The organism is Pedobacter sp. FW305-3-2-15-E-R2A2, assembly GCF_038446955.1.
Taxonomy (GTDB): domain Bacteria; phylum Bacteroidota; class Bacteroidia; order Sphingobacteriales; family Sphingobacteriaceae; genus Pedobacter.
Genome location: NZ_CP151803.1, coordinates 3,582,684 through 3,596,018, shown reverse-complemented (window position 1 = coordinate 3,596,018; position 13,335 = coordinate 3,582,684). Strand labels below are relative to the sequence as shown.

General features: G+C 50.1%; 2 protein-coding genes. Both read left to right on the top strand.

The features are described from left to right. Positions 1-173 precede the first annotated feature (173 nt). Positions 174-1,388 (top strand): exosporium glycoprotein BclB-related protein, encoded by a 1,215-nt coding sequence (locus AAFF35_RS14245; protein WP_342333184.1) that lies wholly within the window; start codon positions 174-176, stop codon positions 1,386-1,388. Positions 1,389-1,419: 31 nt separating this feature from the next. Next, positions 1,420-13,305 (top strand): Ig-like domain-containing protein, encoded by an 11,886-nt coding sequence (locus AAFF35_RS14240; protein WP_342333183.1) that lies wholly within the window; start codon positions 1,420-1,422, stop codon positions 13,303-13,305. Positions 13,306-13,335 lie beyond the last annotated feature (30 nt).

The following is a 13,335-nucleotide window of genomic DNA, read 5'->3' as shown; positions in this document are numbered from 1 at the left end:
TATCTTTTTATAACTATTCAATAGTTAGACAACTACAACGTCAAAATCAGGCTTTTAGTATCACAAGCCTGATAACTTTATATAGCGTAACACACCAGCGCTATTCTCGCCACAGTTCTAAAACAACAGCTAATTATTACATATCTAAATTAAACATCTTTATTCTCTCACTTATGAAAAAAGTAACTTCTACTCTATTTGTGTTATTTTTATTTGTGCTTAACAGTTTCGCACAAGTCCCACAGAAAATTAATTATCAGGCGGTGATCCGAGATGCTGGCGGACAGCCTGTACCTAGTCAGGCGGTAGGAATGCGACTTACCGTGCAAAACGGACCGGTAGGTGCCGCAATCTATACCGAGACACAATTGCCAACCACCAATGCCTTTGGATTGGTCAATCTGCAAATCGGAACGGGAACAGTGGTTACTGGCGTATTTGCCAATATCCCCTGGGCTACCGGTAACAAATACCTTAAAATTGAAGCGGACATCACCGGAGGTTCTTCCTACGTCTTAATTGGGACCGTAGAGCTGGTGAGCGTTCCTTATGCTTTAAATGCGTCGACTTCGATAACCAGCGACGATAACCGTTGGACAGCTGCGGGTGCAAACATCCTGAACAATAATACCGGTAGCGTTGGGATCGGTACCGGAACGGGCACATTCCCTGCAAATGATGCGGTATTGGACATCTGGTCGACTACCAAAGGAATCCTGATTCCAAGAGTGGCTTCGGCAGCAGCAATCGCTTCACCAAGTGATGGTTTACTGGTTTACCAAACCAACGCACCTAAAGGTTTCTACTATTCTAAAACAGGGGTATGGGTAAGACTTACCGATGCCAATGACGCATCAGGAGGTTCTAATGGCGGTGCGATTATTCCTTTCGCATCAGGTACTCCTGTGACTTTGACCACCATCGCTGGCGGTCTTGCCGGTACACCGAGTTTTGTCGGTTTCGGCAGCAGTGCACCCAGCCTTTCGATATTGGGTTCAACAATTGACCTGACCGGGGCAGCTGGTACACTCTTAAACTTTGCCTTTTCTATGCCAAGAAGCGGAACGATCAAAAGTATGTCTGCTTATTTTAGCACTACAGCAGCATTATCCCTGATCGGTACGACAGTAAGCATTACCGCACAGCTTTATTCCGCCACAACTCCAAACAACAGTTTTACCGCTGTTCCCGGAGCTTCGGTTACTTTAGCTCCTTCCTTATCGGGTATCATCAGTATAGGTGCCATATCTAATGGAATCACAACAGGACTCAATATTCCCGTAACTGCCGAGACCCGCTTTTTATTGGTGTTCTCTACTTCAGCTGCCGGTATCAGTCTGTTGACGACCACAGCTGGCTATGCCAGTGCCGGATTAAGCATTGAGTAAATAAGTACAGCTGATCATTAAACTTATCATCATGAGATACCTAAAAACAATTATATTGTTATGGGTCGCGATATTGGCTGGCTTAACGGCAAATGCTCAATCCGCGAATAGCCATACGACGAGTGCCGCTGGTGGTACCCTGGCACTGTCCGGTGGGAATACCATGGACTTTACCGTCGGCGAACCGGTGATTCACACCATAGGCTCGAATCCCATATTCACCCAGGGTTTACACCAGTCCTTACTGTTCTTCAATGTAACAGATGTAAACTCCCCAAATACCGTCCTTCTGTATAAAGAAGGAGGTGTGATCGTTGTAACGGTCACGTTTAACCAACCTGTTTTCGTAACAGGTGTTCCTGAACTCGCCTTAAACAGTGGCGGAAAAGCCTTTTATACTTCTGGATCAGGAACCTCAACGCTAAGCTTCACCTACACCGTAGCTGCCGGAGAAACCTCCGCAGATCTGGATTATGCAGCAGTCGGATCGCTCAGCCTTGCAGGTGGAAGTACGATACAGAACGGGCTTGGTGCAAATGCACCATTAGCCCTACCTGCGCCGGGAACTGCAGGCTCATTGGGTGCAAATAAAAATTTCGTTATCGATACCACTGCACCAAATGCACCTTCAACACCTGTGCTGGCTACGGCAAGTGACAGTGGAATACCAACGGATAACGTTACCAATGTTACCCTCCCTGTCTTTACCGGAACCGCAGAAGCGGGTTCCACAGTGACCTTATATGATACAGACGGAACAACGGTACTCGGAACCGGTGTCGCCACTGGTGGAAACTGGTCTATTACTTCTACAGTGCTGACAGAAGCCATACATACCATCACGGCAAAAGCAACAGATCCTGCCGGAAATGAGAGCGTCGCTTCAACAGGCCTTGCAGTAACGATCGATACCACCGCTCCTACCCTGGTCATCACCAGCAATGTACCGCAATTGAAAACCGGTGAAACCGCAACGATTACCTTTACTTTCTCTGAAGACCCGGGAGCAACATTTGCCTGGGATGGAACGACAGGCGATGTAGTGGTTACCGGCGGAACATTGGGCGCAATATCCGGTACAGGTTTGACCCGCACCGCGACATTTACCCCAACAGCTGCCACCAATGGAGGAACAGCAAGTATTACTGTTGCAGCAGCTACGTATACGGATCTGGCAGGAAACGATGGCGGTGCAGGGACTACTCCGGCACTAACCTTTGATACTTCCGATCCGGCAGCACCATCTGCTCCTGTTCTGGCCACCGCCAGCGACAGCGGTTTTTCAAATACAGATAACATCACCAACGTAACCATTCCTGTATTTACCGGCACAGCCGAAGCAGGATCGACAGTAACACTATATGATACTGACGGGGTAACGGTGATTGGAACCGGTATTGCCACTGGCGGAAACTGGTCGATCACCGCATCTACCCTGGCCCCAGGCGTACATACCGTTACGGCAAAAGCAACAGACGTCGCAAACAATGTGAGTCCGGCTTCTACAGGTCTTGCAGTAACGATCGATACCACTTCACCAACATTGGCGATTACCAGCGATGTACCTCAGTTGAAAACAGGTGAAACGGCAACGATTACCTTTACCTTCTCTGAAGATCCGGGAACCACATTTGCCTGGGATGGAACCATTGGCGATGTAGTCGTTACCGGCGGAACATTGGGCGCAATATCAGGCTCAGGACTGACCCGAACTGCGACATTTACCCCAACAGCAGCCACCAACGCTGGTACCGCAAGTATTACTGTGGCAGCAGCTACGTATACGGATGTTGCAGGTAACAATGGCGGTGCAGGTACGACTCCGGCGCTGACTTTTGATACTTCTGATCCGTTAGCACCATCTACACCTGTTCTGGCTACAGCAAGCGACAGCGGTTTTTCAAATACAGATAACATCACCAACGTAACCATTCCTGTATTTACCGGCACAGCCGAAGCAGGATCGACAGTAACCTTATATGATACTGACGGGGTAACGGTGATTGGAACTGGTATTGCCACTGGCGGAAACTGGTCAATCACTGCCTCTACCCTTGCCCCAGGTGTACATACCGTTACCGCAAAAGCAACAGATGCAATAGGTAATGTGAGTCCGGCTTCCACAGGTCTTGCAGTAACGATTGACACGACTACACCAACACTGGCGATTACCAGCGATGTACCACAATTGAAAACAGGTGAAACCGCAACGATTACTTTTACTTTTAGTGAAGATCCGGGAACCACATTTGCCTGGGATGGAACTACAGGTGATGTAGTGGTTACCGGCGGAACATTGGGCGCAATATCAGGCTCAGGACTGACCCGCACTGCGACATTTACCCCAACTGCTGCCACCAATAGTGGAACAGCAAGCATCACTGTAGCAGCAGCTACTTATACAGATGTTGCAGGTAACAATGGCGGTGCAGGTACGACTCCGGCGCTGACTTTTGATACTTCCGATCCATTGGCGCCATCCGCACCTGTTCTGGCTACGGCCAGCGACAGCGGTTTTTCAAATACAGATAACATCACCAACGTAACCATTCCTGTATTTACCGGCACAGCCGAAGCAGGATCGACCGTAACCTTATATGATACTGACGGGGTAACGGTGATTGGAACCGGTATTGCTACTGGCGGAAACTGGTCGATCACTGCCTCTACCCTTGCCCCAGGTGTACATACCGTTACGGCTAAAGCAACGGATGCAGCAAACAACGTGAGTCCGGCTTCCACAGGTCTTGCAGTAACGATTGATACGACTTCACCAACACTGGCGATTACCAGCGATGTACCACAATTGAAAACAGGTGAAACCGCAACGATTACTTTTACTTTTAGTGAAGATCCGGGAACCACATTTGCCTGGGATGGAACTACAGGTGATGTAGTGGTTACCGGCGGAACATTGGGCGCAATATCAGGCTCAGGTCTTACCCGTACCGCGACATTTACCCCAACAGCAGCCACCAATGGTGGAACAGCAAGCATCACCGTAGCAGCAGCTACTTATACAGATGTTGCAGGTAACAATGGCGGTGCAGGTACGACTCCGGCACTGACTTTTGATACTTCCGATCCGGCAGCACCATCTGCACCGGTTCTGGCCACTGCCAGCGACAGCGGTTTTTCAAATACAGATAACATCACCAACGTAACCATTCCTGTATTTACCGGCACAGCCGAAGCAGGATCGACAGTAACGCTATATGATACTGACGGTGTTACAGTGATTGGAACCGGCATCGCCACTGGCGGAAACTGGTCGATCACTGCCTCTACCCTTGCCCCAGGTGTACATACCGTTACGGCTAAAGCAACGGATGCAGCAAACAACGTGAGTCCGGCTTCCACAGGTCTTGCAGTAACGATCGATACGACTTCACCAACACTGGCGATTACCAGCAGTGTTCCTCAATTGAAAACCGGTGAAACGGCAACGATTACTTTTACTTTTAGTGAAGACCCAGGAACCACATTTGACGCAGGTGATGTGACGGTTACCGGCGGTACATTAGGCGTAATATCTGGTGCAGGTCTGACCCGCACTGCGACATTTACCCCAACTGCAGGTGTCAACGCAGGTACCGCAAATATCACCGTGGCAGCAGCTACGTATACGGATATTGCAGGTAACAATGGCGGCGCAGGTACGACTCCGGCGCTGACTTTTGATACTTCCGATCCTGCTGCACCATCAGCGCCTGTTCTGGCCGCTGCCAGCGACAGCGGAGTGTCTAACTCGGACAACATCACCAATGCTACCGCTCCTGTATTTACCGGAACGGCCGAAGCAGGCTCAACGGTAACTTTATACGGTACAGACGGAATAACAGCCATCGGAACCGGCATCGCCACTGGCGGAAACTGGTCGATCACTGCTACCACTCCGACAGAAGGCGTACATACCGTTACGGCTAAAGCAACAGATGCTATAGGTAATGTGAGCCCGGCTTCAACCGGACTTGTGGTAACCATCGATAGGACTTCGTCAACACTGGCGATTACCAGCAGTGTCCCTCAGTTGAAAACCGGTGAAACGGCAACGATTACCTTTACTTTCTCTGAAGATCCGGGAACCACATTTGCCTGGGATGGAACTACAGGTGATGTAGTGGTTACCGGTGGAACATTGGGCGCGATATCCGGTGCAGGTTTAACCCGCACTGCGACATTTACCCCAACTGCAGGTACCAATGCTGGTACCGCAAGTATCACCGTGGCAGCAGCTACTTATACAGATGTTGCAGGCAACAATGGTGGCGCAGGTACGACTCCGGCACTCACCTTTGATACTTCTGATCCATTGGCGCCATCTGCACCGGTTCTGGCTACAGCCAGCGACAGCGGTTTTTCAAATACAGATAACATCACCAACGTAACCATTCCTGTATTTACCGGAACAGCGGAAGCAGGTTCGACCGTAACCTTATATGATACTGACGGTGTAACGGTGATTGGAACCGGCATCGCCACTGGTGGAAACTGGTCGATCACCGCATCTACCCTTGCTCCAGGCGTACATACCGTTACGGCTAAGGCAACAGATGCCGCAAACAATGTAAGTCCGGCTTCCACAGGTCTTGCAGTAACGATTGACACGACTTCGCCAACACTGGCCATTACCAGTAATGTTCCTCAATTGAAAACAGGTGAAACCGCAACCATCACCTTTACCTTCTCTGAAGACCCGGGAACCACATTTGCCTGGGATGGAACTACAGGTGATGTAGTGGTTAGCGGAGGTACACTGGGCGCGATATCAGGCTCAGGTTTGACCCGCACTGCGACATTTACCCCAACGGCTTCCATCAACGCTGGTACCGCAAGTATCACCGTGGCAGCAGCTACGTATACGGATATCGCAGGAAACAATGGCGGCGCTGGTACGACTCCGGCACTGACCTTTGATACTTCCGATCCTGCTGCACCATCAGCGCCTGTTCTGGCCACCGCCAGCGACAGCGGTTTTTCAAATGCAGATAACATTACGAATGTGATAACCCCTGTATTTACCGGCACAGCTGAAGCAGGTTCGACCATCACTTTATACGATACAGACGGGGTAACCGCTATTGGAACCGGTATCGCCACTGGCGGAAACTGGTCGATCACGGCATCTACCCTGGCTCCAGGCGTACATACCGTTACTGTAAAAGCAACGGATGCGGCAAACAATGTAAGTCCGGCTTCCACAGGTCTTGCAGTCACCATCGATACGACTTCGCCAACACTGGCCATTACCAGCGATGTCCCTCAGTTGAAAACAGGTGAAACGGCAACGATTACCTTTACTTTCTCTGAAGACCCGGGCACTACCTTTAACTGGGATGGAACTACAGGTGATGTAGTGGTTACCGGCGGAACACTGGGCGCGATATCCGGCTCAGGTCTGACCCGCACTGCGACATTTACCCCAACGGCTTCCACCAACGCTGGTACCGCAAGTATCACCGTGGCAGCAGCCACTTATACAGATATTGCAGGTAACAATGGTGGCGCTGGTACGACTCCGGCACTGACCTTTGATACTTCTGATCCGGCGGCACCATCTGCTCCGGTTCTGGCAGCAGGCAGTGACAGTGGCGTATCTAACTCAGATAACATCACCAATGTAACCACTCCTGTATTTACCGGCACAGCCGAACCAGGATCAACAGTAACCTTATATGATACGGACGGTGTTACGGTGATTGGAACTGGCATCGCTACCGGCGGAAACTGGTCGATCACTGCGACTACCCTGGCCCCAGGCTTACATACGATCACGGCTAAAGCAACAGATGCCGCAAACAATGTAAGTCCGGCTTCCACAGGTCTTGCAGTAACGATCGACACGACTTCACCAACGCTGGCCATTACCAGCAATGTACCACAATTGAAAACAGGTGAAACCGCAACCATTACCTTTACCTTCTCTGAAGATCCGGGAACCACATTTGACGCAGGTGATGTGACGGTTACCGGCGGTACATTAGGCGTAATATCTGGTGCAGGTCTGACCCGCACTGCGACATTTACCCCAACTGCAGGTGTCAACGCAGGTACCGCAAATATCACCGTGGCAGCAGCTACGTATACGGATATTGCAGGTAACAATGGTGGCGCTGGTACGACTCCGGCACTCACCTTTGATACTTCTGATCCGTTAGCACCATCTGCTCCTGTTCTGGCCACAGCCAGCGACAGCGGTTTTTCAAATACAGACAACATCACCAATGTGACTATCCCTGTATTTACCGGTACAGCTGAAGCAGGATCGACCGTAACTTTATATGATACGGACGGGGTAACGGTGATTGGAACCGGTATCGCCACTGGCGGAAACTGGTCGATCACGGCATCTACCCTGGCTCCAGGCATACATACCGTTACGGCAAAAGCAACAGATGCGGCAAACAATGTAAGTCCGGCTTCAACAGGACTTGCAGTCACCATCGATACGACTTCGCCAACACTGGCCATTAGCAGCAATGTTCCTCAGTTGAAAACAGGGGAAACGGCAACGATTACCTTTACTTTCTCTGAAGATCCAGGTACTACCTTTAATTGGGATGGAACTACAGGCGATGTAGTGGTTACCGGCGGCACATTGGCTGCGATATCAGGCTCAGGTCTGACCCGCACTGCAACATTTACGCCAACGGCTTCCATCAATGCTGGTACCGCAAGCATTACCGTGGCAGCAGCTACGTATACGGATATTGCAGGTAACAATGGTGGCGCAGGTACGACTCCGGCACTCACCTTTGATACTTCCGATCCGGCAGCACCATCTGCACCTGTTCTGGCTTCAGGCAGCGACAGCGGTTTTTCAAATACAGACAATGTTACCAATGTGACTACCCCTGTATTTACCGGCACAGCCGAAGCAGGCTCGACCGTAACCTTATATGATACGGACGGGGTAACAGTGATTGGAACCGGTATCGCCACTGGTGGAAACTGGTCAATTCCTGTAGCTGCCCTGACACCTGGTGTACATACGATTACGGCTAAAGCAACAGATGCCGCAAACAATGTAAGTCCGGCTTCCACAGGACTTGCTGTAACTATCGATACGACTTCGCCAACACTGGCCATTACCAGCGATGTCCCTCAGTTGAAAACAGGGGAAACGGCAACGATTACCTTTACTTTCTCTGAAGACCCGGGAGCAACATTTGCCTGGGATGGAACGACAGGTGATGTAGTCGTTACCGGCGGAACATTGGGCGCAATATCAGGCTCAGGTTTCACCCGCACTGCAACGTTTACGCCAACTGCAGGTATCAACGCAGGTACCGCAAGTATCACCGTGGCAGCAGCCACTTATACGGATGTTGCGGGTAACAATGGTGGCGCAGGTACGACTCCGGCACTGACCTTTGATACTTCCAATCCTGCAGCACCATCAACGCCTGTTCTGGCCACTGCCAGCGACAGCGGGGTGTCTAACTCGGATAACATCACCAACGTAACCACTCCTGTATTTACCGGCACAGCCGAAGCAGGCTCGACCGTAACCTTATATGATACGGACGGGGTAACGGTGATCGGAACCGGAATCGCCACTGGCGGAAACTGGTCAATCACTGCGACTACCCTGAGCCCAGGTGTACATACGGTTACGGCTAAAGCAACAGATGCAGCAGGTAATGTGAGCCCGGCTTCAACCGGACTTGCGGTAACGATCGACACCAGCATTCCGGTGATCAGCAGCATCGCATTGGCAGATCCGAATCCGACCATGGCCAGTAGTGTGGCATATACGGTTACCTTCTCGAAAATCGTATCCAATGTAGATGTGACTGACTTCAGTCTGTCGACAACTGGCGGCGCTGCCGGAACAATCGCAGGCATCACCTCTGCAGACAATACCGTTTTCAGCGTAACAGTCAATGCCATCACTGGCAGCGGAACCATCGGACTGAACCTGAACAATGCAGGAACAGGAATTACCGATATCGCCGGAAATAACATTGCAACCGGTCTGACAGGTGATTTCTATACTTTTGACCGTACGGTACCAACGCTAAGCGCGGTAAATATCGTATCGGACAATGGTAATCCGGTTCTCGCGAAAGTGGGCAATACTGCTACCCTGACCTTTACAGCCAGCGAAACCTTGCAAACACCTGTGGTCACCATCGCAGGTCATGCGGTAACGCCTACAGCTGCAGGCAATAACTGGACCGCTACTTATACCTTTACTTCATCGGATCCAGAAGGATTGGTGGCCTACAACATAGCTTTCAGTGATCTGATCGGAAATGCAGGCGTTCCTGTTTCTACAGGCACAGGCAGTGTGACATTCGATCGTACCGCTCCAACTTTAAGCGCGGTAAACATCGCATCTGACAATGCGAATCCACTTTTCGGAAACGTAGGAAACAACATTACCTTAACCTTCACTTCGAGTGAAGCCTTACAGATTCCGGTGGTCACGATTGCAGGTCATACCGTAGTCCCAACAGCAGCCGGCAACAACTGGACTGCAACCTACACCCTTGCTTCTACTGATGCAGAAGGTTTGGTTCCTTACCAAATCGCATTCCTGGATCTGGCAGGCAATGCAGGAACTCCGGTTTCTACAGGTACAGGCAGTGTGACCGTTGATAAATCTGCGCCGACCCTGTCTGCGGTAGAAATTTCATCGAACAATGCGCTTCCATTCCTGGCTATCGTTGGCAATACCGCAACCTTGACCTTTACCGCAAGCGAGCCTTTACAAACTCCGGTGGTGACCATTTCAGGTCATACCGTAACGCCAACAGCTACAGGTAACAACTGGACTGCTACTTATACTTTTACTTCAGCTGATCCGGATGGTCTGGTTCCTTACAATATCGCTTTCAGCGACCTTTCAGGAAATGCAGGCACACCGGTTTCTACAGGTTCAGGTTCGGTTACTTTAGATCAATCGGTACCAACTTTAAGCGCCGTAAATATTGTTTCTGACCATGCCAATCCTACCCTTGCTATCGTAGGCAATACGGCAACGCTAACCTTTACAGCAAGCGAAGTGCTGCAAACTCCGGACGTGACCATCGCAGGTCATGCCGTAACGCCTACAGCTACAGGTAATAACTGGATCGCTACTTACACCTTTACTTCATCAGATGCAGAAGGATTAGTGGCCTACAATATTGCTTTCAGTGATCTGGCAGGCAATGCAGGAACTCCGGTTTCTACAGGTACCGGCTCAGTCACCTTCGATCGTACCGCTCCAACTTTAAGCGCGGTAAACATCGTTTCTGACTTTACGGTTCCTACCCTTGCCAAAGTAGGCAACACGGCTACGCTGACCTTTACGGCCAGTGAAACCTTGCAGACACCAGTGGTGACCATCGCAGGCCATGCGGTAACACCTACAGCCACAGGCAATAACTGGACTGCTGCTTATACCTTTACTTCAACAGATCCGGAAGGACTCGTGGCTTACAACATCGCTTTCAGTGATCTTGCCGGCAATCCGGGAACTCCGGTTTCTACAGGCACCGGTTCCGTAACCTTCGACCGTACTGCTCCTGCAGTTCCTGCAGGACTTACCGCAGCTTCGGGTGATACACAGGTCATCTTAAACTGGACGGCCAATTCAGAACCGGATCTGGCAAATTACAGGATCCTTTTTGGAACCAGTCCTTCGCCAACAACCTTCCTGGCTGATGTTCCTGCCGGAACAACAACCTTTACAAATGTTGGATTAATCAATGGTACGACTTATTACTACCGCATTCAAGCCATTGATCAGGTGGGTAATGCCAGTGCATTAAGTGCGGATGTTTCGGCAATCCCTAAAGCAAGCCAAAGCATCAGTTTTGCTCCGATTGCAGCTAAAATCTATGGAGATCCTTCCTTCCTGCTGGGCAGTGCGAATTCATCAGCCGGACTTCCGGTAACTTATACCGCCGCTGATCCTTCCATCGTTTCCATCACAGGTAATGTAGCCACGATTTTAAAAGCAGGAAGCACTACCATCACTGCAAGCCAGGCTGGAAATACATTCTTTAATCCGGCTCCTGACGTACAGCAAACGCTGACGGTGGATACCAGGGCACTAATAATTGTGAACGACAGCCGTTCTAAAGTTTATGGAGATGTACTGGGCAGTACCGACTTTACAGGAAGCATTACCGGAATCCAGAACGGGGATAACATCAGCCTCACAAGGAACAGTGCCGGTGGAGCAGCCACTGCAGCAGCAGGAACTTATCCGATCGTTGCCACGCTTGCAGATCCGGACAATAAATTGTCCAACTATGCAGTCAGCAATCCGGATGGAACCTTAACAGTTGGCCAGAAAACGCTGACGATCGCGGCTTCAAACCTGAGCAAATTCTATGGTAGCGTAGTTACCTTTACCGGCAGCGAATTTACCGCCACCGGATTGGTCAACGGAAATACCGTTACCTCAGTGAGTTTGAGCAGTACCGGTGCGGCAGCAAATGCGACGGTTGCGGGCTCTGACTACGACATCGTAGCTACCGCAGCAGTTGGAACAGACCTAAGCAGTTATAACATCGTTTATACCAATGGTAAATTAACGGTAAACAGAAAAGGCCTGACCATCACTGCAGATGCCAAAGAGAAATTCCTTGGTGCGCCGATTCCAACACTTACTGCCAGCTATACCGGCCTGGCGAACGGAGAGAGCAGTTCAGTATTGACTACCCCTCCTACGCTAAGCACTACGGCAACAGCGAGCAGTCCACTGGGTACTTACGACATCAATGTGAGCGGAGCCTCAGCAGACAACTATGTGATCACTTATCAGAAAGGAACGCTGACGATCAAAACAGATGTGCCAACCAGCATCAGCCTGGCCAGTGTACCTCTGTATGAAAACGCAGCTCCAGGAGCAAGTGCAGGAACATTAAACAGTACCTCCGACAACCCTGCGGCCACCTTTATTTATTCACTGGTAACAGGCACAGGAGATACCGACAATGGATTGTTCAGTATCAGTGGCGATAAACTCCTCAGTACTACAAGCCTGGATTTTGAAACTCAAGCCAGCTATAAAGTGAGGGTTCGTTCCACTACGCAAAACAACAGTTCGCTGGACAAAGAGCTGACGATCAGCTTAACGGATGTGAATGAAGTACCTACCCTTTCTGCCATCGGCGACCAAACCCTTTGCGCTACAACGGTTACACAGACCCTAGCCTTAGCGGGAATCAGTGCCGGACCGGAAACGGGTCAAACCACTACTTTAAGTGTCAGCAGCAGCAATTCCAGTCTGTTTGAAAGCTTAACTGCAAGCGGTAACGGTGCTACTGGAACCCTGAGCTACAGACTGAAAAGCGGTGCTGCCGGTACGGCCACTGTTACCGTAATGGTGACAGATAATGGTGGTACAGCAAATGGCGGTGTCGATACTTACAGCAGTTCCTTCCTGCTGACCGTCAATGCGGCTCCGGTCGTGGCGATCAACAGCAACAAAGGAACTCAGATCAGTAAAGGAGATGTGGTGATCCTTACCGCTACCGGAGGCTCAAGCTATATCTGGGCCAACAGTGAGGGTATTCTGACTGGTCAGAACACGGCAGTACTGACCGTAAGGCCACGCGAAACGACTACCTACACCGTAACAGCAACGAATGCCAATGGCTGTAGTCAATCGCAAACCTTTACCCTGGGTGTACTGGATGATCTGGCCCTGATCAAGGGAACCAATATCATAACTCCTAACGGCGATGGTTTTAATGATAAATGGACGATAGACAACATTGATTTCTATCCGAATAATGAAGTGAAGGTTTTCGATAAAGCCGGACGTATTCTGTACACCAAAAGAGGATATGACAACAGCTGGGATGCGACCTTAAATGGCCGTCCTTTAGATGAAGGAACCTATTATTACATCATTGATTTCGGAACGAACAGGCTTAAATTCAGAGGCTTTATCACTGTGGTCAGAGAAAATTAATATTTAAGAAGCCTGCAAACCTGCCTGACC